Consider the following 22232-nt stretch of genomic DNA (forward strand, 5'->3'; position numbering starts at 1 on the left):
AGGGATGCCCACGTTCATCCCTCGATGGCGCTTCGTTCTTGATCGTCGTAGCGCGAGCGGGCCGCTCTGAAGGAGCCGGCGGAGGAGATAATCCACGACCAGAGCGGCAGCATGTTGAGCAGCATCTCTTCCCCCGCGTCGGTGATGGTGTAAACCACGCGGGGCAGTTTTTCCTGATAATCGCAGCGCGATATCAACCCGTCCCGCTCGAGATGGCGCAGCGTCCGCGTCAGCATTCTCTGCGTCACGCCCGCTAATTGGCGGCCTATCTCGCCGTGGCGCAGCGGCCCGTGGGTACCCAGGATATGCAATACCCCCAGCGACCAACGGTTGCCCGCATGCGCGAGGATCTCACGCTTTAGCCCTTCATCGTCGTTGCTCAATGCTTCACAGAACGCCTGTGAAAATTGCAGCAGCGCTTCCCGATCGTTCGTCATATTCCTCTCCGGTATCACGCGTGTACCTAATTGAACCCGTTTTTGTCAGCTGTCAGGATGGCGCAGTGTCAAGACAGGAGGCAAGAATGAAATCCACAAATCCATCTATCAATACCGTGCTCATCCTCGGCGCCGGTGAACTGGGGCTGCCGGTATTGCGTGCGATGAGCCGGCAGGCTCGGTTACACCATGCTTTAAAAATCAGCGTGCTGCTCCGGCCGGAGGCCGCCCGCGCCGTGAGCGGCCCGCATCGTGCGCGGCGGGATGCGCTGGCGCGGCTCGGTATCGCCGTGGTGGAAGGCGATCTGCAGCAAAACGGCGTGGAGGCGCTGAGTGCGTTATTCCGTTCCTTCGACGCAGTGATCAACTGCAGCGGCTTTGTCGGCGGGGTGGGCACGCAGATAAAGATCACTCAGGCCGTCTTGCAAGCGGGCGTGGCGCGCTACTTCCCGTGGCAGTTCGGCGTGGACTACGATGTTGTCGGCAAAGGCAGCGGGCAACAGGTGTGGGATGAACAGCTCGAGGTGCGTCACCTGTTGCGTGCGCAGAAGACGACGGAGTGGGTGATTGTTTCCACGGGCATTTTCACCAGCTACCTGTTTGACTCGGGCTTTGGCGTGGTGGACGCGGCAACCAAAACGGTGCGCGCGCTGGGCGACTGGCGCTACGCGGTGACGCTGACCACTCCCGCGGACATTGGCCGGCTGACGGCCGCGATTTTTTTCCATCGGCCCGCGTTTCGCAACCAGGTAGTCTATATCGCCGGGGACACGCTGACCTACCGCGAGCTTGCCGATGTCATGCAGGCGCACTGGGGCGTTGAGGTCAACAGAGTCTTGTTGGACAAAGAGCGGCTGCAGGCGGAGGTGCGGAACCATCCGCGCGACGTCGGCGCCAAATACCGGCTGGCTTTCGCCCGCCCCGACGGCGTGGCCTGGGATAAGGCGAAAACCTTCAATGCGCGCCAGGGCATAGCCACCACCACCGCCGAGCAGTGGCTGGCGCAGCAATGGCCGATCTCTCAGGACGGTTAGTCGCCTGAGCGCCGGAATCAGAACTGGCGCTGCATCCAGCGCACGTTCAGCCGCACCAGGGCGATGATGGCGCTGGAGAGCAGCCGCAGCCCGCCGGGCATGTCGCGGCGGCGGATGTCCAGCAGCAGCACGGTGCGCACCTGCGGGCTGTCGTTCCACACCTCGTGTTCGAAGGTATCGTCCCACAGCATGAACTCCCCTTCGTGCAGCCGGTATTCGCGGCCGTCCACTTTCAGCACCGCCGCGGGTACGCCGTCGGCGCGTTTGGGCATGTCCAGCACCAGATAGCCGCGCAGAATGCCGCGAAACGGCCCGCGGTGGGGCGGCACCTGCTTGCCGGGCGCGAGGAAGGAGAGCGAGGCGGACAGTACGTCCGGCGACGAAGCGATCAGCGCCGCCAGCGTCGGGCAACGCGCCAGGTTGCGGTCAATCGGCTGGCCGTAGGCCTTCATGATGAACATGCGCCAGTCGCGTGCGTCGTTGGCGGAGATCGATTCCTGCTGGATCATGATCTCGTGAAAACGGGGAATATTGTGCAGATCGTGGGCGACGGTCAGCGCCTCTTCGCGGATCTGCCGCCATTGAGCGGTGAAACGTTCGGCGTCGGGGAACAGCGCGGCGCTGTCGAGCACTGGTTTGCCCTGAATGCGGCGATCGTAAACATTGCGCAATGCGAGCACGGACCAATCATAAATCGCAGACATAATGACCTCGCCTCAGAAAACGCCAAAGGGACACTGCGCGCGGTTCTTCGGCGCGGCGCGTCCTGTGTGGCGGCCGGAGGGGAAGAGCGGCAGGAAAAATTGGTACGCTTCAAGAGATTAGCACAGCATTTGTGCAACCGTGTGTCTGCGAATGTGTCGAAATGCGGCGAAAAAAACCACACAATTAAAGTGTGACGCGTATCGCATTTAGCGGGCCGGTTGGTTAAAATATCGCTACTTGCCCGCACCTGTCCGGATTTTGTTTACCATGGAACACGCTCCCGTTTCGCGCTCAACCGCCTGGTTGCGCGTGGTTATCCTCGCCGTCTCGGCCTTTATCTTCAACACCACCGAATTTATCCCGGTCGGTCTGCTGAGCGATATCGCCGCCAGCTTCTCGATGCAAACCGAACAGGTCGGCCTGATCATTACCATTTATGCCTGGATCGTCGCCGCCGCCTCGTTGGCGTGCATGCTGCTGACCAGCAAAATTGAGCGCCGCAAGCTGCTGATCGGCGTGTTCATGCTGTTTATCGCCAGCCACGTGCTGACCGCCGTGGCCTGGGACTTCACCACGCTGGTTATCTCGCGCGCCGGCGTGGCGCTGGCGCACTCGGTGTTCTGGTCGATCACCGCCTCGCTGGCGATCCGCGTGGCGCCGCCGGGCAAGAAAGCCCAGGCGCTGAGCCTGCTGGCGGGGGGCACCGCGCTGGCGATGGTGCTCGGCCTGCCGCTCGGGCGGGTGGTGGGGCAGTTGCTCGGTTGGCGCATGACCTTTATCGGCATCGCGGTGTGCGCCACCCTGGCGCTGGTGCTGCTGTGGCGCCTGCTGCCGGTGCTGAAAAGCGAGCATTCCGGCTCGCTGGCCAGCGTGCCGCTGCTGTTCAAACGCCCGGCGCTGGTGGCGCTGTACATGCTGACTATCATCGTGGTGACGGCGCACTTCACCGCCTACAGCTACATCGAGCCGTTTATCCAGACCGTGGCCGGGCTGTCGGAGAACTTCACCACGCTGATGCTGCTGCTGTTCGGCGCCGCCGGCATCGTCGGCAGCCTGCTGTTCAGCCGCTACAGCGAGCGTTTTCCTTCCGGCTTCTTTATCGGCGCCATCGCGCTGCTGACGTTGAGCCTGCTGCTGCTGTTGCCGGCCGCCGGCAGCGAAAGCCACCTGACGGTGCTGTGCATCTTCTGGGGCATGGCGATCATGGCCATCGGCCTGTCGATGCAGGCCAAAGTGCTGAGCCTGGCGCCGGACGCCACCGACGTGGCGATGGCGATCTTCTCCGGCCTCTACAACTTCGGCATCGGCAGCGGCGCGCTGCTGGGCAACCAGGTGAGCCTGCATCTGGGCATGGGCAACATCGGCTTCGTCGCCGCGCCGCTGGCGCTGATCGCTCTCGGCTGGTGCCTGCTGAGCGTCTATCGCAGCGAACGGCTGCAGCAGCACCACAGTCGTTAATCCACCGATTCGGGATGCCGCTGCGGCATCCCGCGCTGCATTTTCCTGCTATAAAACAGGCTGCTGCAGCGTTTTATGCTTAACTTTTTTTCATAGTCTGCTAATTAAAAATTTAACTCCGACGCCGCTTCGCTAGCATAGAAAGTCATCAAAAATGTTAATGCGAGGTTAACGGTGAGTGACTCTGTAGCGGCGTCGCCGATCCATGCGCGGGATTTGGCGGCCAGAATCGACGCCTTGCCCGCGTCGGCCGGCCTGTGGCGCTTTATTATTCTGCTGTCGCTGGGCGGCTTTTTCGAACTCTACGATCTGTTCCAGACCGGCTATATCAGCACCGGCCTTATCGCCGACGGCATTTTCCACACCGGCGCGCTGGGTGTCTTCGGCGTGTCGGATCAGGCGGCCTTCGCCTCCGCCACCTTTCTCGGCCTGTTCGTCGGCGCCAGCCTGCTGAGCCCGTACGCCGATCGCTTCGGCCGGCGCGCCACCTTTATGTTCGCCCTGATCTGGTATGGCGCGTTCTCGCTGCTGCTGGCGTTTCAACAGCAGGCGGAATGGGTGATCTTTCTGCGTTTTCTGGTGGGCGTTGGGCTCGGTATCGAGCTGGTGACCATCGACACTTACCTGACGGAGTGGGTGCCCGCGCATCTGCGTACCCGGGCTTTTGCCTTCGCGTTCTTCGTGCAGTTCCTGTCGGTACCGGCGGTGGCGCTGATGTCCTGGTGGCTGGTGCCGAAGACGATTTGGGGCCTGAGCGGCTGGCGCTACGTGGTGATCGCCGGCGCGCTGGCTTCGCTGGTGATCTGGCTGGTGCGCAAGGGGCTGCCGGAGTCGCCGCGCTGGCTGGTGCAGCAGCGGCGCTATGCGCAGGCCCGGCAGGTGATGCGGGATATGGAACGGCGCTGCGGCGTGGCGGCCACGGACTTCCCGTCGCGCCCGGTAGACGATGCCGAGGGGGCGCCGCCGCGCGGCCGCTTTCGCGACATCTGGGCGCCGCAGTACCGCGATCGCACGCTGATGCTGGTGGTGATGAACTTCTTTCAGGCCATCGGCTTCTTCGGCTTCGGCAACTGGCTGCCGGCGCTGCTGTCGGGCAAGGGCGCCTCGGTTACCCACAGCCTGCTGTACGCTTTCTTCATCACGCTGGCCTACCCGCTCGGCTCGCTGCTGTGCAGCTTCTACGCCGACAAGATGGAGAACAAGTGGCAGATCGTGTTGTCTTGCCTGGTAACGGTGATCTTCGGCTCGCTGTTCGCGCTGCAGAACAACCCGTTGTGGCTGATCCTGTGCGGCTTCTTCATCACCTGGTCCAACGCCTGGCTGACCTACAGCTACCACTCCTATCAATCCGAGATCTTCCCGACCCATATCCGCGCCCGCGCCGTCGGTTTTTGCTACTCCTTCAGCCGGCTGTCGACGGTATTCAGCAGCATCATCATCGGCATTATCTTGCAGTACGGCGGCTCGCTGGGGGTGATCGCGTTTATCGTCGCCAGCATGCTGATCGTGATGCTGGTGATCGGGCTGTTCGGCCCAAAAACGCGCGGCATCGATCTGGAAAACATCTGACGTTTTGCGCCGGCGGCGACGCCGGCCTCTTCAGCAAAAAAACTCGCGATCATGCGAAAATTATTCCGTTATCACTGCCTTTGCGCCTGCCGTACTGTTACCCGGTACAAAATCCAATTCAATACCGAGCGGGGAACACGTCATGAGCATCCTCACCGCGCCCGATGGCGCGCGCATTTTCTATAAGGATTGGGGCCGCGGCCAGCCGATCCTGTTCTCCCACGGTTGGCCGCTGTCCGCCGACGCCTGGGACAACCAGCTGCTGTTTTTCGGCCAGAGCGGGTTCCGCGTGATTGCCCACGATCGTCGCGGCCACGGCCGTTCGGATCAGACCTGGCACGGCAACGACATCAACCAATACGCCGACGATCTGGCCTTGCTGATCGAAACGCTGGATCTGCGCGATCTGATCCTGGTCGGCCATTCCACCGGCGGCGGCGAAGTGGCGCGCTATATCGGCCGTCACGGCAGCGAGCGGGTGGCGAAGGTGGTGCTGGTGGGGGCCGTACCGCCGCTGATGCTGCAAACGCCGGTCAACCCTGAGGGCACGCCGATGGCGGCCTTCGACGGCATTCGCAGCGGCGTGGCGGGCAACCGTTCGCAGTTCTTCAAAGATTTGGCGGTGCCATTCTACGGCTTCCACTGCGACGAGGTGGAGAGCAATGCGGGGCTGATCGACCACTTCTGGCTGATGGGCATGCAGGGCGGCGTGAAAGGGCAGTATGACTGCGTGCGCGCGTTCTCCGAAGTGGATTACACCGCCGATTTGCTGGCGATCGACAAGCCGACGCTGTTGGTGCACGGCGACGCCGATCAGATCGTGCCGATCGGCGCCTCGGCGCTGAAAGCCGCTAAGCTTATGCAACAGGCGGAGCTGAACGTATACGCCGGCGGTGCTCACGGCTTGGCGCAGGTCGATCCCGATCGCTTCAACGCCGATTTGCTGGCCTTTATCCAGAATTCGCCGTTCTAAGGGGGCGCGATGAACCTGACTGCTATCGCCGCCCGCTGCGCGCAGCGGCTGCATGCGCCCATGCTGCGCTGGCTGCTGCTGCTCGCCATTTGCGCCGCCTACATCCAGGGCGGGTTGGTCAAGGCGCTGAACGTCGAAGGCGCGGTTGCTGAGATGACCCACTTCGGCCTGCAGCCGGCGGCGCTGTTCGCCGTGCTGGTGACACTGCTGGAACTGGCGGCGTCGGCGCTGATCCTGAGCGGCTTTTATCGCTGGCTCGGCGCGTTGGCGCTGGCCGGTTTTACCCTGATGGCGACGCTGATGGCCAATCCGTTCTGGCAGTTCGACGGGGCGGAGCGCGGCCAGATGATGAACGGATTTTTTGAACACCTCGGGCTGGCCGGCGCGCTGTTGCTGGTGGCATTTAACGATTTGAAGGAGCGAACGGATGGCTGAACAGACGGAAAACAAGGCGGCGGCGGGCGGCTTCGCGCCGCTGAAAATCCCATTATTTGCGGTGCTGTGGGGTGCCACGGTGCTCGGCAACGTCGGCAGCTTTATGCGTGACGTCGCCAGCTCGTGGCTGATCACCGACCTGTCGAGCAACCCTTCGGCGGTGGCGCTGATGCAGACCGCCGCCACGCTGCCGGTGTTCCTGCTGGCGATCCCGGCCGGGGTATTGTCGGACATCCTCGATCGGCGACGCTTTCTGATCTTCGTGCAAATTCTGCTGGCCTGCGTCAGCGGCAGCCTGTTGCTGCTGTCGCAGACCGGTGCGCTGACGGTGGAATACCTGCTGGCGCTGACCTTCGTCGGCGGCATCGGCGCGGCGCTGATGGGGCCGACCTGGCAGGCGATCGTGCCGGAGCTGGTACCGCGCACCGAGCTGAAAAACGCCGTGGCGCTGAACTCGCTGGGCATCAACATCGCCCGTTCCATCGGCCCGGCGGCCGGCGGTCTGCTGTTGGCCAGCTTCGGTGCCGGCGCGGCCTACGGCGCGGACGTGATGAGCTATGTGCTGGTGATCGCGGCGCTGCTGTGGTGGAAGCGGCCGAAGGCCGAGGACAGCGGGCTGTCGGAGCATTTCTTCGGTGCCTTCCGCGCCGGCCTGCGTTATGCCCGCTCCAGCCGCGAGCTGCACGTGGTGCTGCTGCGGGCGGCGGTGTTCTTCGCCTTCTCCAGCTCGGTTTGGGCGCTGTTGCCGCTGGTGGCGCGCCGCATGCTGGGCGGCAGCGCCGGTTTCTACGGCGTTCTGCTGGGGGCGGTAGGCGCCGGGGCGATCCTTGGGGCTATTGTGCTGCCGCGTCTGCGCCAGCGGCTGAATGCCGACGGGCTGGTGTTGCTGGCGGCGGTGCTCACCGCCGTGGTGATGGCGGCCCTGTCGCTGGCGCCGCCGCAGTGGCTGGCGGTGGTGCTGCTGCTGGTGCTGGGCGCCGGCTGGATTATCGCGCTGACCACGCTTAACGGCGCGGCGCAGGGCGTGCTGCCCAACTGGGTGCGTGGCCGTGGTCTGGCCATTTACCTGATGGTGTTCAACGGCGCGATGGCGGCGGGCAGCCTGCTGTGGGGACTGGTGGCGCAGGAGCTGGGCGTGGCCGCCACGCTGCTGGTCGGCGGCGTCGGCCTGTTGGCGGCGGGGCTGCTGTTCCACCGCCTGCGTCTGCCGACCGGTGAGGCCGATCTGCAGCCGTCGAACCATTGGCCGGAGCCGTTGGTTAACACGCCGGTTGAAAACGATCGCGGCCCGGTCATGATCCAGGTGGAGTACCGCATCCGCGAACAGGACCGGCCGCAGTTCTTGCGCACGCTGCTGATGCTGGAACGGGCGCGCCGCCGCGATGGCGCTTACGCCTGGGGCATCACCGAGCACACCGGCGATCCGGAATGCATCATGGAGTGGTTCCTGGTGGAGTCCTGGGCGGAGCACCTGCGGCAGCACCAGCGGGTGTCGCACGCCGACGCCGACCTGCAGCAGGAGGCGCTGCGCTTCCACATTGGCCCTGAGAAACCGGTGGTGCATCACTTCCTGTCGCTCGACCGGCGTCAGGTGAAGCATTAACTGCACGGCCAGGCGGCGAGAAGGTGCTATGCTTTTGGTCGGTTCGGCGGCGCGGCCGCCGTAAGACGAATGTAGTCAGCACAGGGAGACACATTGATGACGGCACCTTCTGCTTTTGCCCGCGAGCTTGGGCTGCGCTATCCGATCGTTCAGGGGCCGATGAACGGCGCGTCGCCGCCGGCGTTGGCGGTGGCGGTGAGCAACGCCGGGGCGCTGGGATCGTGCGCGGCGGCGCTGTTTTCACCGGCGGTGATCCTCGAACGGGTGCAGCAGATCCGCGCGCAGACCGCCGCGCCGTTCAACATCAACCTGTTTCTGCTCGATGAGCAGCACCCGGATCTCGCCGAGCTCAAGCGCGCCCAGCACCTGCTGCGGCCGTTCCGCGAAGCGCTGGGGCTGAGTGAGCCGCCCATGCCGACCCAATTCGCCGAAAACAACCGCGACCAGATCGCGGCCCTGTTGGAGGCGGCGCCGCCGGTGGTCAGCTTCACCTTCGGCGTGCTGCCGCGCGCCACGGTCACGCAGTTCAAGAAGGCCGGCTCGCGGGTGATCGGCACCGCCACCACGGTGGCGGAAGCCCGCGCCTGGGAAGAGGCGGGCGCCGACTTCGTGTGCGTCTCGGGCGCGGAGGCGGGCGGCCACCGCCCGACCTTCCTCGGCGACATTGAGCAATCCTGCGTCGGCCTGATGGCCCTGCTGCCGCAGGTGGTGGCGGCGGTGAAGATCCCGGCGATCGCCGCAGGCGGCATCATGAACGGGCGCGGCATCGCAGCGGCGCAATTGCTGGGCGCGCAGGCGGCGCAGCTGGGCACCGCGTTCCTGTGCAGCCCGGAGTCGGGCATCGCCGAAGCCTGGCGGGCGGCGCTGCGCAACGCCGGCGATGACAGCACGCGCCTGACGCGCGCCTTCAGCGGCCGCCCGGCGCGCGGCATCGTCAATGATTTCATGCGGCAGATGCGCGCGGAAGAGGCGCAGATCCTGCCTTATCCGGTGCAGAACGCGCTCACCGGCGATATCCGCCAGGCGGCGGCCAAGGCCGGGCGCGGGGAGTTTATGTCGCTGTGGGCCGGGCAGGGCGTGGGCCTGGCGCGGCCGATGCCGGCGGCGGAGCTGGTCGCCACCCTGGCGGCGGAGCTGGAAGCGGTGTGAGCTCGTCTGCGCGATTTATTGCTGTGGCAATGTAAAAAGACGCCGGGGTGAGGCCTGAGAGAGATAAACAGTCCGGCGTAAAGGCCGGACTGCGGGTTTGCCTTGGCTAGACGAGAATATCGGCGGAAGCGTCGACATGCCCAACGATTTTGACAAGGAAATCAGGTAATTGATTGCCGGAGAGATTGATGGCCAGATCGGTGACATTCTGCTGCGCGTCATAATTCAGCGCCGCTTCATACAACGAGCCGCTTAAACTATCCACGAAGTGCAGCTCGCTCCCGTCGGCCTTAGCCGTCTGGTTGAGCCACGACAGATCGATTTTATCCACCGCCGTCTGGAAATCGCGGATCCAATCCGGCGCGGCGGCTTGGCTGTCGCCGGCTTCGCGGAAGACGAAGGTGTCCGCGCCTGCATTGCCCCAGAGCTGATCGGCGCCGCCGGCACCGTAAATGATGTCGTTGCCTGCACCGCCTTTTAGCGTATTGTTCAGCGCGTTGCCCACTAAAATGTCTGCGCCGCTGCCGCCGATGATATTTTCAATCTGCGCGCCGTAGGCGATGGCGATATTTGCCTTCAAGCCGCCCACATCAGAGAATGCGCCTTCGTTAATGTTGATGCGCTGATCCTGGCTGTAGCCTGAAAAATCCAGCGTGTCATTGCCGCCGGCATCCCAGATAGCCGCCACGATTTTGTCCGTGGACGCCTTAACGCTCAGAAAGTCTCTGTCCGTATTCGAGTTGAAACCATAGGTGGTATCGCCGGTGCGCGTGGTGGTATTCGCGCCGTAAAGCTTCTGTATGGCGGTAATATCATCCAGCTGCGGCCCTGATGGCCAAACGCCTTTATAGTCAGCGCTGGTGTATTGTTCGTTAAAATAGCTCATCAAAGAATATTGATGGTCGTCTTCATAATACTTCGCCGAGTTGGCGTAGGTGGGGTAGGTGGCATTTGACGCATCATAATTGCCGGGATGAGAAAGCCCCAACGCATGCCCTATTTCATGAGTCAGCGTATCCCTGGCGTAGTTATTGGTTTGCGGATTGGAGGCGTCGTAGCCGTTATTGCCGCTGATCCAAATGGTGCTTTTGAGATTGCTCTGCGTACTTTCATACGAGGTGTAATTACCCCCGCTGGCCGCCTTATAAAAACCAAACTTTATATCTGCATTTTTCGCGTCGTTGCCTTTAACCTCGGTGAACGTGATGTTGGCCACATCCGACCAGGATTGCAATGAAAGCTTGGTTTGGGCTTGCTGCGCGGCGGTAAGCTGCGCGGCGCCCGTCTTGTCGCTGTCGGTATAGACGGGGAAAGAGTAGGTCAAGGTAGCCGCATGGTCGGTCACGCCTTTGCCATTGGCGGAATAATGGCTCCTTAGCAGCAGATCTGAAACCTCTTGCGTGGTATATGACGGTTTACTGCTCCCCGCGTGATCGCCTCTTTCATAACGGGTTAAATAATCGGAAATCTTATCGGTCGCTAATGACATATCAAACTCCTTTGGACGTTGACAATATTGCACCTAACGCTCTATATGCTCGTACACAGGTTTGAAAATCAGGGGTAATTAATGTGATATCATTGGCTTGCCTCCTTGGTCCGGCTTGAATATTGCGTTCAAGCGGAATATATCCTTATCATTAATCACGGTGAGGAATTAATTGTGCGCTGTGATTGAGTTAAAGCAGTATAAACACAATTATTTCATTGATGAGTTATTCTTATATGAATCTTTTACATAAGATATGCGTAAAAGGCGTGATTAAATAACCAGGTGGAATTAAATTTTTATTTAATATTACACTGTAATTGGCTCGCGGAGTTTACGTGATTGATTTATCTTTTTGCTTTTATTTAGCTTTTATCTGTGAATGGCGGCGAGTAGCCGCCATTGCCGCAATGCATATGGACGGCTACTCGCCGGCGCTCGTCATTAATTGAGTACGGGATTATTAAGGGCGTCCGCGTACACCGATTAACTTACCTGATACTTAAAAACTGTAGGTGCCCTGCGCCAGCACGAAGTTCATGTTTTTCAGCCCGGCATGTTGCTGCAGGCTGTTGCTGACGTCGAAGTAGACGTAGGCCACCTTGAACTGAAGATCGCTGCGCGGTGTCCAGGTCGTTTCAACCTGATACTGGTTGCCGATAAAGCGCGAGCCCTGCGCGCTGCTCTTCACCGGGCGCATTGGCCCGAGGTAGAAGGCATCCTCGCGGCGTTGCCGCCACAACGCGTCCCAGCTGAAGTCGATGGCCAGGGTTTGCCACGGCATAATCGTGACCGAAGGATGGATGGCGATCAGGTTAGCCGGCGCCACCAGCCCGTTCTCGGTCAGGTAGGGCAGCTTGGGGTACATGGCGTTAAAGGTGTTGAGCTGCCCATCGTGACCGTTTTTATCGCCGCTGGCGATGCCAATCTTGCCGCCGAATCGCGGTTGCCAGCGCCAGTCGTTGACCGTATAGCCGGCGTGCGCCGACGCCGACCAGGCGCGGATGTCACGCTGTTCTACGCTGCCGAACTGCCAGGCGGCTTCATTATCCCAGTCGAACCCCTGTGCCGCGCCGAAAATGCGTGCGCCGACGGTATAGCGCCGCTCTTGCCCGCTGAGCTGCGCGTAGTGGACGTCGTGATCCTCAAAGCCGAAGGTGTAGAGATCGAGCGAGGAGGCCAGCGCTGCCAGCGGCGTGGTGCCGTACAGCCCCCAGACCTTTTGGCTGTTGTCAGTATCGTCGTCGAAACTGCCGGTTTTGAGGGTGACGGGATGGCCGATAAAGGCGTCGAGGCGGTTTTTATCCTTGGCCCAGCTGGCGCGGATAGCATCGAAGGAACGGCGCACGTTGGGGCCGTCGCGGGTGCCCAGCAGGTGCAGCGAGCCCAGCGCAATCTCCTGGCGGCCGATCCGCAGGGTGCCGAGGCCGTAGGCGGTGGGCAGTTTTAAGTCCACATAGCCCTGGCCGAGGTAGGCATGATCTTCGTCAGTCGGCTTGCGCCCGCGGTCGCGCGGGGTGGCCAGCGACGATCCCACCTGCACATAGGCGCCGAAATAGTCGCCGTAGTCGAGGCGCGCGCCAACCAGCAAGCGCTGCATGAAAGTGTCGTCGCGTCCGCCGTTCAGATCCCGCTGATCCGTCCATTCATAGCGCTCGCGCAGTGAACCGTCGAAAGACAACGTGGCCGCATCGCCCAACGGGATGTTTTTCCAGGGGGAAGCGGCGGGCTCCGCCGCCAGCGCGGGTAGCGTGGAGAACAGCAACAGTGCGGGTAGCGTGCGTTTCATCATGGATATCCGAAGAAAAAAGCGCGCCGCAGCGCGCCTTGGGTTTATTTAGCCGTCTGGTGAATTTCGGCGATATAGCCGCCGGGGAAACTCACCAGCGCCGAGGCGCGGCGTTCCGCCGCCGTCGAATGCCACAGCACCTGCGCGCCGCTGGCCGTCGCTTTGGCCAGCGTGGCCTGCAGATCGTCGACGCCATAACCGGTGCGCTCATGGCCGAACGGATAAGGCAGATGCCCGTCGGTGACGAAAATGCGCGTTTTGCCGAAGTGGGAGTCCAGCTCGATCTGACGGACCTTGCCGTTGTCGCTGCGGCCGATCGCCGTGTCGCTGACCTGTTCGTCGCTCACGACCTTGCCGTGCGAGAACGCCTGGTAGCTTTTCAGGAAATCGTCGACGCGGTAGGCGGAGAGATACAGGCGGTTTTCCGGCACGCTCAGCAGCGGCTTGTAGTCAGGCGCCTTGGTGTGCCAATAGAGCTGCATGTTGACGCCGCCGGGCCATTGGATCACCGCGTCGCGGCCGATCGGATCGTCGAAAGGCGCAACCTGCACATCGGCGCCGGCGGCCCTGGCCTGCCGGATGGCGGCGTCCATATCCCTGACCAGAAAACCGTTGCGCTCGGCGCCGAACGGGTACGGGATCGGCGTTTTGAAATCGAACACCGAGAAGCTGCCGGCCGGCGTCAGTATCAGCTGGGAGTAGGTTTCGCTCGGGGTGGGCGTGACGTTGACCAGCACGCGTTCGGTGCTGGTGCCGCCGAAGGTTTTCAGGATGCTGTCGACAAAGGCGTCCATCTTGCCGCGTTCGACGTAGACATGGGTGGTGTCATATTGCGGCCCCACGGCAAGAGGCGCCGTATCGGCCGCCCATGATACGGCAGGGAGCAGTAGCGCAAGGGCCGATATCCTCAGCCGACGAGAAGAAATGCCGATAATATGTTGCATGATGACCTCCAGGTAGCGGTTATTTTCCTGAGTGAAGCGTAATTTCCTATGAGCTTTCCCGTCGGCTGAAAAATAAAAACGAAAAACGCAATGTGCGTCGTGAAACATTAAATAAGGGCGATGTTCTGGCGCCTAAGCGAATATCGCGCAGGTGCAAAATATCTCTTTTTATGGGCGTGGAACGGTGGGGCGCCTTTGCCGGCTCAGCCCGCTATCGCTAAGGAATGACGGTGGTCATGAGGCCCGCTTCGCCGCGTGTTGAGGTGAATCGAAGATAATCCATAACGGTGTTCTCCTAGATGGGATATATCGCATGAGCCAGCTGAGTTTACGGTCTTCATTGCCGTCTAAATATAAATACAGCATTAAAAGAATTGCCGCCCATCAAATTTTTATATGACTTGTTGAGTAAATACGAATAAGCGGGGAAAGAGAATATCGCGGCGCCAGCCATGGCTGACGTGGAGCGGAAGCGGTGTTGATCTCGGGAGAAAAAACGGCCCGCCGAAGCAGGCCGTTGGGGGGGACGTTACGCCAGATCGAAACGATCGAGGTTCATCACTTTGTTCCAGGCGGCGACGAAGTCGTGGGCGAACTTCTCCTGCGCGTCGGCGCTGCCGTAGACTTCGGCCAGCGCGCGCAGCTGCGCGTGCGAACCGAACACCAGATCGACGCGGGTGCCGGTCCACTTGACCGCGCCGCTGCGGCGATCGCGGCCTTCGAACAGGCCGTCTTCACCGATCGGGTGCCAGGTGGTGCCCATGTCGAGCAGGTTGACGAAGAAGTCGTTGGTCAGCGCCTGCGGCCGCTGGGTGAACACGCCGTGCTGCGTGCCGCCAACGTTGGCGCCGAGCACGCGCAGCCCGCCGACCAGCACCGTCATTTCCGGCGCGGTCAGGGTCAGCAGCTGCGCCTTGTCGACCAGCAGCGTTTCGGCCGGCACGCGGTATTTACCCTTCAGGAAGTTGCGGAATCCGTCGGCGAGCGGCTCCATCGCCTCGAAGGAGTCCACGTCGGTCTGTTCCTGCGAGGCGTCCATGCGGCCCGGGGCGAACGGCACCGTCAGGGCGAAACCGGCGTTCTTCGCCGCCTGTTCCACGCCCGCCGCGCCGGCCAGCACGATCAGATCCGCCAGCGAGACGCGCTTGCCGCCGGTCTGGGCATCGTTGAAGGCGCGTTGGATGCTCTCCAGCTTGGCCAGCGTCGCGGCGAGCTGCGCAGGTTGGTTGACCGCCCAGTCCTTTTGCGGCGCCAGGCGAATGCGCGCGCCGTTGGCGCCGCCGCGTTTGTCGGAACCGCGGAAGCTGGAAGCGGAAGCCCAGGCGGTGGAGACCAGCACCGACACCGGCAGGCCGGAAGCCAGCACGGCGTTTTTCAGCGCGGCGATGTCCTGCTCGTCGATCAGCGGATGATCGACCGCCGGGATCGGATCCTGCCAAATCAGCTCTTCCTGCGGCACTTCCGGGCCGAGGTAGCGCGCGCGCGGCCCCATATCGCGGTGGGTCAGCTTGAACCAGGCGCGGGCGAAGGCGTCGGCCAACTCTTCCGGATGCTCATAGAAACGGCGCGAAATCTTCTCGTAGGCCGGATCGAAGCGCAGCGACAGGTCGGTGGTCAGCATGGTCGGGCGGCGCTTCTTGTTCGGATCGAAGGCGTCGGGAATGGTTTCACCGATGTCTTTCGCCACCCACTGATGCGCACCGGCCGGGCTTTGGCTCAGCTCCCATTCGTATTCGAACAGGTGGCGGAAGAAGTCGTGGTTCCACTGGGTCGGGGTGGTGGTCCAGGTGACTTCCAGGCCGCTGGTGATGGCGTCTTTGCCGACGCCGGTGCCGAAGGTGCTGTGCCAGCCGAGGCCCTGCGACTCCAGCCCGGCCGCTTCCGGATCGGCACCGACGTTAGACGCCGGGCCGGCGCCGTGGGTCTTGCCGAAGGTGTGGCCGCCGGCGATCAGCGCCACGGTTTCTTCGTCGTTCATCGCCATGCGGGCGAAGGTTTCACGGATGTCGCGCGCGGCGGCCACCGGATCGGGGTTGCCGTCCGGGCCTTCCGGGTTGACGTAGATCAGGCCCATCTGCACCGCCGCCAGCGGGTCTTCCAGGTCGCGGTCGCCCGAGTAGCGGCTGTTTGGCCCGCCGCTCAGCTCCAGCCAGATCTTCTCCGAACCCCAGTAGACGTCGTCCGGCTCCCAGGTGTCGGCGCGGCCGCCGGCGTAGCCGAAGGTTTTAAAGCCCATCGATTCCAGCGCCACGTTGCCGGTCAGGATAATCAGGTCGGCCCAGGAGAGGTTACGGCCGTATTTCTGTTTGATTGGCCACAGCAGGCGGCGCGCCTTGTCGAGGCTGACGTTGTCCGGCCAGCTGTTGAGCGGGGCGAAGCGCTGCTGGCCTTCGCCCGCGCCGCCGCGGCCGTCGCCGATGCGATAGGTGCCGGCGCTGTGCCAGGCCATGCGGATGAACAGGCCGCCGTAGTGGCCGAAGTCTGCCGGCCACCATTCCTGCGAGTCGGTCATCAGGGCGTGCAGGTCCTGTTTGACCGCCGCCAGATCGAGACTGTTGAAGGCATCGGCGTAGTTGAAGTCTTTATCCATCGGATCGGACAGGGGGGAATGTTGGTGCAGTGGTTTCAGGCTGAGCTGATTAGGCCACCAATCCTGATTGGTGGGGCCGTTCTGCGGTGCGGGCTGCTTGCCGCCCGAAAACGGGCATTTGCTTTCAGTTGTCATAATGCGCTCTCTGCTTCCATAAAGGTGCTCCAGCCGCCGGGCGTGGAGCGGTTAACAAGGCATGCGGGTAAGGCTTGCGTCGGGTGTTGCGCTAAATAACTGAACTCAATGGATTCGCATCGCCCCGGCCGCTAACGGGCAAAAGGCGACTCATGGCTAAGCTTAGTCAGCGGTGGCGGAGAGATAAAATAGGAATGAGTGAATATTGTGATAGCTTGCGGCGATTTATGGGTGTGCTATTGATAGTCAACACGCCGTGTTATCGGCGCCGCAGCATAACCTTGAGCACCGCGTCCGCCAGCTTGCCGAACGGCGCGCGCAGGAGGTCGGTAAAACGCCAGCGGCTCTGGATAAAGACGCCTTTGGCGTGGCTCAGCGCCCGAAATCCTTCGATGCCGTGACAGGCCCCCATGCCGCTGGGGCCGATACCGCCGAACGGCAGATCGTCCTGGGCGAAATGCAGTAGGGTGGCGTTAACGCTGACGTTGCCGGAGGTGGTGCGCGCCAGCAGCCGGTCCCGATCCTCGCCCGGCGGACCGAAGTAGTAGAGCGCAAGCGGGCGCGGCCCGGCGTTGATAACGTCGATCGTTTCATCAAAGGCGGCGTAGGTGCGCAGCGGCAGCAGCGGCCCGAAGATCTCCTCTTGCATGATCCGGCTGTCGTCGGGGGCGCCGACGATCAGCGTGGGGGCGAGGGTTTTCGGCCGTTCAGACGCCGAGTCCGGGCGGTGGCCGACCGGATGGATTTGCGCGCCCCGCGCCTGGGCATCGGCGAGCAGATCGTGCAAGCGGTGGTAGTGCCTGTCGTTGATGATGGCGCCGTAGTCGTCGCCGGTTGGCCCGTCGGGATAAAAGCTTTTAACCGCCGCGTCATAGAGCGCCATGAAGCTTGCCAGATCGTCCTGATGAACCAGCAGGTAATCGGGCGCGATACAGGTTTGGCCCGCGTTTGACAGCTTGCCGAACGCCACGCTCTTGACGTTTCTGGCGTTAACCGCGCCGCGCGCCATGACGGCGGGGCTTTTGCCGCCCAGTTCAAGCGTTAACGGCACCAGATGTTTGCCGGCCGCCTGCATGACCTGACGGCCGATCGCCGTGCTGCCGGTGAACACCAGATGGTCGAACGCCAGCTCGCTGAATTTGGCCCCGACGTCCGGCCCGCCGGTCACGACGGCGACCTCATCGGCGGGAAACAGCGCCGCCAGCATCGTTTCGATGAGGCGGCTGGTATGTGGCGTGAGCTCCGAAGGTTTCAGCATCACGCGGTTGCCGGCGGCCAGGGCGGTGGCCAGCGGGATGAAGGTCAACGAGAAGGGATAGTTCCACGGCGCCATGATGCCAATCACCCCCTTGGGCTGATATTGCACATAGGCGCGTGCGGCCTGATACGGCAGGGCGACGTGGCGGCGCTCCGGCTGCATGAAGCGTTTCAGGTTGCGCAGCAGGTAATCGATCGCCTGCACGGTGACCAGGATCTCCAGAATGTCGGTTTCGTAAGGCGTACGGTGGCCGAAGTCCGCGCTGACGGCCGCCGCCAGCGCGGCGCGCTGGGCCAGAATGGCGCTTCGCAAGCGGCGCAGAGCGGCCTTGCGCTGATCCCTCGTCGGCGCGCCGTCGCGCAGGAAGGCGTGGCGCTGGGCGGCAAGCCGTTGCTCCATCGTCGTGGCGGTGTCATCTCCTTGCACTTGAATACTCCTGATGCCGATCGCGTTACTGAGGGAAATACCGCTTGCCGGGCCACTATTGACCTTAAAGTGAACTTTAAACCTATACTCGTTAAACGATCAACGCAAGATCGTCGGCCAACCGGGATGAGGGAGCCAGAGATCCCGGCGCCGTGCGCAGTATAAACCTTCTTTTTTAACCAGAGTGTAAACGGGAGAAACGACATGGGTTATGTAACGACCAGCGATGGCGTCGAGATTTTCTACAAGGATTGGGGCCCAAAAAACGGCAAGGTTATCTACTTCCACCACGGTTGGCCGCTGTCCAGCGATGACTGGGATGCCCAGATGCTGTTCTTCGTGAACAAAGGGTTCCGCGTGGTTGCGCACGATCGCCGCGGCCACGGCCGCTCCAGCCAGGTGTGGGAAGGGCACGACATGGATCATTACGCCGATGACGTCGCCGCGGTGGTAAAACACCTGGGCGTGCAGGGCGCCATGCACGTAGGCCACTCGACCGGCGGCGGCGAAGTGGTGCGCTACATCGTGCGCCACGGCGAGGACAAGGTGTCCAAAGCGGTGCTGATCAGCGCGGTGCCGCCGCTGATGGTGAAAACCGACGCCAATCCGCAGGGCACCCCAAAATCGGTATTCGATGATTTCCAGGCGCAGCTGGCCGCCAACCGGGCGCAGTTCTATTACGACGTGCCCGCAGGCCCGTTCTATGGCTATAACCGCCCGGGTGCCAAACCGTCGGAGGCGATTATCTGGAACTGGTGGCGGCAGGGCATGATGGGGGGCGCCAAGGCGCACTATGACGGCATCGTCGCCTTCTCGCAGACCGATTTCACCGAAGATCTCAAGAAGATTGCCATTCCGGTGCTGGTGATCCACGGCGATGACGACCAGGTGGTGCCTTATCAGGATTCCGGCGTGCTCTCGGCCAAGCTGGTGCAAAACGGCACGCTCCATACCTATAAGGGCGCGCCGCACGGCATCCCGACCACCCATGCCGATCAGGTCAACGCCGATCTGCTGGCGTTCGTGAACAGTTAAGCGCGAACAAGCACTTTTGCTCCGCCCTGAGTGGGCGGAGCTTTTTTCATTACAATGAGGAACGGAAATGCAAACGATCCTGGGCGCCAGTGGCCAGATCGCCCAAGAGCTGGCGCGTGAACTGAAGCGCGCGTACACCGATGATTTAAGATTGGTCAGCCGCAACCCGAAGAAGGTCAACGACAGCGATACGCTGGTCGCGGCCGACCTGCTCGATGCACAGCAGACCCTGGCGGCGGTGAAGGGCAGCGACGTGGTGTATTTCGCCGCCGGCCTGCCGCCGGATTCGGCGCTGTGGGAGCGGCAATTTCCGACCATGCTGCAGAATGCGTTGGACGCCAGCCGTACCGCGGGCGTGCCCTTTGTTTATTTCGACAATACTTACATGTATCCGCAGAACGGCGAGCCGCAGACGGAATCGACGCCGTTCGCGCCTCGGGGGCGCAAGGGACGGGTGCGCGCCCTGATGACCGAGAAGGTGCTCGACGAGATGGAGCGCAAGCAGATCCCCGTGCTGATCGGCCGTGCTCCTGAGTTTTATGGGCCGGGGAAAACACAGAGCTTCACCAACGCGTTGATCGTCGACAGGCTGAAAGCGGGGGAAAAACCGCGCGTGCCGGTTCGCGACGACAGGCTGCGCACGCTGATCTGGACGCCCGACGCCAGCCGCGGGTTAGCCCGGCTCGGCAATACGCCCGACGCGTTCGGCCAGACGTGGCATTTGCCGTGCTGCGACGAACGGCTCACCTATGCGCAGTTCGCCGCCTTGGCCTGCGAGGTGTTTGGGAAGGACATTTCATATTCCGTCATCGGCAAATGGGCGTTGATCGCCGCAGGGCTGGTTTCATCCGGGGCGCGTGAGATGCGCGAGCTGCTGCCGCGCTACGAGCACGACAACCTGTTCGACTCGACCAAGTTCAAGCAGCGCTTTCCCGACTTCGCCGTCACGACGTATCGCGCCGGGCTGGAAACGATTTGGCGGGAGTGGAAGAACGCGCAAGCGCCACGTTAAGATGCCCGCCGCGCCAGGGCTAGCCATAGCGCGCTACGCTGGGCTGCCGGCCCACTCGAGCCATTAAGCGAGCCTCGCCCCTCACCGGGCGGGGCTTTTTATTGGCTGCGCGAAAGCGGATCACCAGTGATAGCTGATGCCCATATCGAGCTTGTCCGACGCATCGACGCCGGCCGCGTGCTGCGAAAGGTTATTGAATTCATAGTTAATAAACACCTGCATGTTGCTGTTGAGCAACCAGGTCACCCCCAGCTCCTCGTAGTTCAATAAGTCGGTGTTGCGGCCTGCCCGGGCCTGTATTAAACGGGTATAGCCGATGTTGGGCTGAATATGGTCCGTCAGCCGGTATTTGACGAGCGCTTCATAACTTGACGCCGAGCCGCGGTTAGCGGTTTGTTGTGGGCTGATGGCGTTGTCGCTTTGGGTGAACACGGCCGCAAGATAGATTTTTTTCGACGCATAGAGAACCCCTTCGGCCAGCGTATCGATGCGTCGGCGATAGCCGGCGGCGTGTTGCTGCCGCTGCGTGGTTTGAGACGCCGAGGCGGCGGCGATGAGGCTGAGCGTCGGCGTCAGCGCATAACGGAACGAGGCGCCGAAGCCGTTGCCGTTTTGTTTGCCCGGCGTTTGCCGATCGTCGCCGTCTTTGAACTGATATTGCAACGCGAGGGCGGCGCGCCGCTGAAACAGGCTGAAAGTTTGGCGGTAAGTGAGCAGGTTATGCGCCCGGCCGCGCATAAAGTTATCGATGTAGTTGTACGCTATTTCCCTAAACAGCGGGGAGCGATCGGTCAGGGCGGTCACATCATAAAGCACGCCCCAGTTGCGGCCGATATCGAGGCTGCCCAGGGTGGCGTTTTGCACGCCGATATAGGCGAGCCGGGTGCTGTTGCGAGTCGCGTCGGCGAAGCTGACGGTATATTCCCAGTGGGCGTAGGCCTGCCAGCGCGGCGCGATCTTTTTTTTGCCTATCAGGCCGAAATAGAGGTAGCTGCGGTCGCCGTCGTCGCGTTCGTTTTGGCCGCTGTAGCGTCTGGCGATAATCGTGCCGTAGAAATTCAGGCTGTTTTGCTGCGATCCCGTCAACGACACGGCGAAGGCGCCGCGCGGCAACAGGGCCAGCAGGGGGAACAGCATGCCCGCCGAAAAATAACGAGGATTGCGTTTTATCATGATGGCACCGTCCCTGTGCGCGGCAAGCCCGTGAGCTTGCCGCCCCGGCGAAGCTTAAGCGTGCGTTTCGCGTTTAAAGTAACTGACGATCCCCTGCGTGATGGCGGTGGCGATTTTATTTCGGAATGCAGGGGTGCCCAGCAGCCTTTCTTCCTCGGGGTTGGTGATGAACGAGGTTTCCACCAAGACGGAAGGAATATACGGGGACTTTAAGACCACGAAGGCCGCCTGTTCGGTATTTTTGGCATGCAAATGATGGATGGGCGCAATATGTTGGATCAGGTGCGAGCCCAGCGTCAGGCTTTCTTTGATCGTTTCCGTTTGTTCCAAATCAAACAGTATCTTCTGCAAATAGCGATCTTTCTTGATGACGTGGGGGCCGGCGAGATCGTCCGCCGCGTTTTCACTGTTCGATAAGTATTTCGCCATCGCGCTGCTGGCGCCTTTATTGGAAAGCGCAAAGACCGACGCGCCGCAGGCGCTGGGGCAGGTAAAGCCGTCGGCGTGGATGGACATGAAAAGATCCGCGCCATGCCGGTGCGCGATCTCCACCCGATCGTAAAGCGGGATAAAAACGTCGCTGTCGCGCGTCAGGCGGGCATCGATGCCGTGTCGATCAAGCTGTGCACGCACATTTCTGGCGATCGCCAGAACGACATGTTTTTCCAGCGAACCGGTGTGGCCAATGGCGCCGGAGTCGATGCCGCCATGACCGGGATCCAACATGACCAGGAATCTTTTTCGCGCCCCCTGAGGGCCGTTCTGCTTTTTGGGACGTGGCAGGCCGTGGGCGTGAGCCAGCGGGGAAACGGCGCCGTTCAGCGCCAGGGCCGCCAACCCTGCCAACATCATTCTGCGGCGAGATAACCGGGTGTTCAAAAGGTCCGTCTTAGCCATAAGGTTAACCAGCATAAAAGGAAAGGGTGTTTTTGTTATAACATAACAATTTCACGCGCCGGCGGGGTTGTCTGTTAGCGGCTGTTACTTTTAATGTCATTCCTTAAATTCACTGGTTTTT

At 61.8% G+C, this 22232-nt stretch carries 18 protein-coding genes; 9 read left to right on the forward strand and 9 right to left on the reverse strand.

Features of this window, described 5'->3' with window-relative positions; translation table 11 throughout:
• Positions 1-14: 14 nt before the first annotated feature.
• Positions 15-437 (reverse strand): winged helix-turn-helix transcriptional regulator, encoded by a 423-nt coding sequence (locus ACJ8J5_RS01765; protein WP_060433579.1) that lies wholly within the window; start codon positions 435-437, stop codon positions 15-17.
• 86 nt (positions 438-523) lie between these two features.
• Here ACJ8J5_RS01765 and ACJ8J5_RS01770 point away from each other — a divergent pair, with 86 nt between their 5' ends.
• Positions 524-1471 (forward strand): aromatic alcohol reductase, encoded by a 948-nt coding sequence (locus ACJ8J5_RS01770; protein WP_173890364.1) that lies wholly within the window; start codon positions 524-526, stop codon positions 1469-1471.
• 17 nt (positions 1472-1488) lie between these two features.
• Here the strand turns inward: ACJ8J5_RS01770 and ACJ8J5_RS01775 are convergent, their stop codons facing one another.
• On the reverse strand, positions 1489-2175 hold the full coding sequence (locus tag ACJ8J5_RS01775) for an aspartyl/asparaginyl beta-hydroxylase domain-containing protein (protein ID WP_025303486.1): 687 nt from the start codon (positions 2173-2175) through the stop codon (positions 1489-1491).
• A 268-nt stretch (positions 2176-2443) separates the two neighbouring features.
• On the opposite strand from ACJ8J5_RS01775, the gene ACJ8J5_RS01780 reads away from it, so the two are divergent.
• From ACJ8J5_RS01780 to ACJ8J5_RS01805, 6 genes are all read left to right on the forward strand, one after another.
• Complete coding sequence (locus tag ACJ8J5_RS01780; RefSeq protein ID WP_197780955.1) at positions 2444-3634, forward strand: sugar transporter; 1191 nt, start codon at positions 2444-2446, stop codon at positions 3632-3634.
• Between the two features lie 174 nt (positions 3635-3808).
• Positions 3809-5203 (forward strand): MFS transporter, encoded by a 1395-nt coding sequence (locus ACJ8J5_RS01785; protein WP_308370078.1) that lies wholly within the window; start codon positions 3809-3811, stop codon positions 5201-5203.
• A gap of 142 nt (positions 5204-5345) precedes the next feature.
• Positions 5346-6176 carry an alpha/beta fold hydrolase gene (locus ACJ8J5_RS01790; RefSeq protein ID WP_141998500.1) on the forward strand — a complete coding sequence of 277 codons (831 nt, stop codon included), beginning with the start codon at positions 5346-5348 and terminating at the stop codon, positions 6174-6176.
• 9 nt (positions 6177-6185) lie between these two features.
• Positions 6186-6611, forward strand: coding sequence for a DoxX family protein (locus tag ACJ8J5_RS01795; protein WP_025303482.1), 426 nt, complete (start codon positions 6186-6188; stop codon positions 6609-6611).
• Positions 6604-8214 carry an MFS transporter gene (locus ACJ8J5_RS01800; protein ID WP_049203315.1) on the forward strand — a complete coding sequence of 537 codons (1611 nt, stop codon included), beginning with the start codon at positions 6604-6606 and terminating at the stop codon, positions 8212-8214. Before ACJ8J5_RS01795 ends, ACJ8J5_RS01800 begins: the two co-directional genes overlap by 8 nt.
• Positions 8215-8310: 96 nt before the next feature.
• Entirely contained in the window at positions 8311-9363 is a 1053-nt protein-coding gene (locus tag ACJ8J5_RS01805; protein ID WP_142590222.1) for an NAD(P)H-dependent flavin oxidoreductase, read from the forward strand.
• A gap of 106 nt (positions 9364-9469) precedes the next feature.
• Here the strand turns inward: ACJ8J5_RS01805 and ACJ8J5_RS01810 are convergent, their stop codons facing one another.
• The 5 genes from ACJ8J5_RS01810 to ACJ8J5_RS01830 form a co-directional block, all read right to left on the reverse strand.
• Positions 9470-10852: a serralysin family metalloprotease gene (locus ACJ8J5_RS01810; RefSeq protein WP_089181109.1), complete on the reverse strand. Its 1383-nt coding sequence runs from the start codon at positions 10850-10852 to the stop codon at positions 9470-9472.
• A gap of 502 nt (positions 10853-11354) precedes the next feature.
• The gene (locus ACJ8J5_RS01815; protein WP_404758665.1) at positions 11355-12644 is read right to left on the reverse strand and encodes an alginate export family protein; all 1290 of its coding nucleotides are present in this window, start codon (positions 12642-12644) and stop codon (positions 11355-11357) included.
• 41 nt (positions 12645-12685) lie between these two features.
• A complete protein-coding gene (locus tag ACJ8J5_RS01820; protein WP_414104364.1) occupies positions 12686-13483 on the reverse strand; it encodes a glyoxalase in 798 nt (265 codons plus the stop codon).
• Positions 13484-14114: 631 nt separating this feature from the next.
• Complete coding sequence (gene katG / locus ACJ8J5_RS01825) at positions 14115-16310, reverse strand: catalase/peroxidase HPI (RefSeq protein ID WP_442520463.1); 2196 nt, start codon at positions 16308-16310, stop codon at positions 14115-14117.
• 259 nt (positions 16311-16569) lie between these two features.
• Positions 16570-17994 (reverse strand): coniferyl aldehyde dehydrogenase, encoded by a 1425-nt coding sequence (locus ACJ8J5_RS01830; protein ID WP_414104366.1) that lies wholly within the window; start codon positions 17992-17994, stop codon positions 16570-16572.
• A gap of 204 nt (positions 17995-18198) precedes the next feature.
• Between ACJ8J5_RS01830 and ACJ8J5_RS01835 the strand changes: the two genes are divergently transcribed.
• The gene (locus ACJ8J5_RS01835; protein WP_025303474.1) at positions 18199-19029 is read left to right on the forward strand and encodes an alpha/beta fold hydrolase; all 831 of its coding nucleotides are present in this window, start codon (positions 18199-18201) and stop codon (positions 19027-19029) included.
• Positions 19030-19096: 67 nt separating this feature from the next.
• Complete coding sequence (locus tag ACJ8J5_RS01840; RefSeq protein ID WP_060433554.1) at positions 19097-20041, forward strand: NAD-dependent epimerase/dehydratase family protein; 945 nt, start codon at positions 19097-19099, stop codon at positions 20039-20041.
• 120 nt (positions 20042-20161) lie between these two features.
• Here the strand turns inward: ACJ8J5_RS01840 and ACJ8J5_RS01845 are convergent, their stop codons facing one another.
• On the reverse strand, positions 20162-21214 hold the full coding sequence (locus ACJ8J5_RS01845) for a porin (RefSeq protein ID WP_334273790.1): 1053 nt from the start codon (positions 21212-21214) through the stop codon (positions 20162-20164).
• Between the two features lie 54 nt (positions 21215-21268).
• Positions 21269-22111, reverse strand: coding sequence for an N-acetylmuramoyl-L-alanine amidase AmiA (gene amiA / locus ACJ8J5_RS01850; RefSeq protein WP_099817411.1), 843 nt, complete (start codon positions 22109-22111; stop codon positions 21269-21271).
• Positions 22112-22232: the final 121 nt, after the last annotated feature.

This window comes from Serratia sp. CY43202 (genome assembly GCF_052168755.1).
Lineage (GTDB): Bacteria > Pseudomonadota > Gammaproteobacteria > Enterobacterales > Enterobacteriaceae > Serratia > Serratia bockelmannii.

Excerpts from the sequence above, each read along its gene's own strand:
- ACJ8J5_RS01765 (WP_060433579.1), bottom strand. The coding sequence starts at position 437 with ATGACGAACGATCGGGAAGCGCTGCTGCAATTTTCACAGGCGTTCTGT.
- ACJ8J5_RS01770 (WP_173890364.1), top strand. The coding sequence starts at position 524 with ATGAAATCCACAAATCCATCTATCAATACCGTGCTCATCCTCGGCGCC.
- ACJ8J5_RS01775 (WP_025303486.1), bottom strand. The coding sequence starts at position 2,175 with ATGTCTGCGATTTATGATTGGTCCGTGCTCGCATTGCGCAATGTTTAC.
- ACJ8J5_RS01780 (WP_197780955.1), top strand. The coding sequence starts at position 2,444 with ATGGAACACGCTCCCGTTTCGCGCTCAACCGCCTGGTTGCGCGTGGTT.
- ACJ8J5_RS01790 (WP_141998500.1), top strand. The coding sequence starts at position 5,346 with ATGAGCATCCTCACCGCGCCCGATGGCGCGCGCATTTTCTATAAGGAT.
- ACJ8J5_RS01795 (WP_025303482.1), top strand. The coding sequence starts at position 6,186 with ATGAACCTGACTGCTATCGCCGCCCGCTGCGCGCAGCGGCTGCATGCG.
- ACJ8J5_RS01800 (WP_049203315.1), top strand. The coding sequence starts at position 6,604 with ATGGCTGAACAGACGGAAAACAAGGCGGCGGCGGGCGGCTTCGCGCCG.
- ACJ8J5_RS01805 (WP_142590222.1), top strand. The coding sequence starts at position 8,311 with ATGACGGCACCTTCTGCTTTTGCCCGCGAGCTTGGGCTGCGCTATCCG.
- ACJ8J5_RS01810 (WP_089181109.1), bottom strand. The coding sequence starts at position 10,852 with ATGTCATTAGCGACCGATAAGATTTCCGATTATTTAACCCGTTATGAA.
- ACJ8J5_RS01815 (WP_404758665.1), bottom strand. The coding sequence starts at position 12,644 with ATGATGAAACGCACGCTACCCGCACTGTTGCTGTTCTCCACGCTACCC.
- katG (WP_442520463.1), bottom strand. The coding sequence starts at position 16,310 with ATGACAACTGAAAGCAAATGCCCGTTTTCGGGCGGCAAGCAGCCCGCA.
- ACJ8J5_RS01835 (WP_025303474.1), top strand. The coding sequence starts at position 18,199 with ATGGGTTATGTAACGACCAGCGATGGCGTCGAGATTTTCTACAAGGAT.
- ACJ8J5_RS01840 (WP_060433554.1), top strand. The coding sequence starts at position 19,097 with ATGCAAACGATCCTGGGCGCCAGTGGCCAGATCGCCCAAGAGCTGGCG.
- ACJ8J5_RS01845 (WP_334273790.1), bottom strand. The coding sequence starts at position 21,214 with ATGATAAAACGCAATCCTCGTTATTTTTCGGCGGGCATGCTGTTCCCC.
- amiA (WP_099817411.1), bottom strand. The coding sequence starts at position 22,111 with ATGGCTAAGACGGACCTTTTGAACACCCGGTTATCTCGCCGCAGAATG.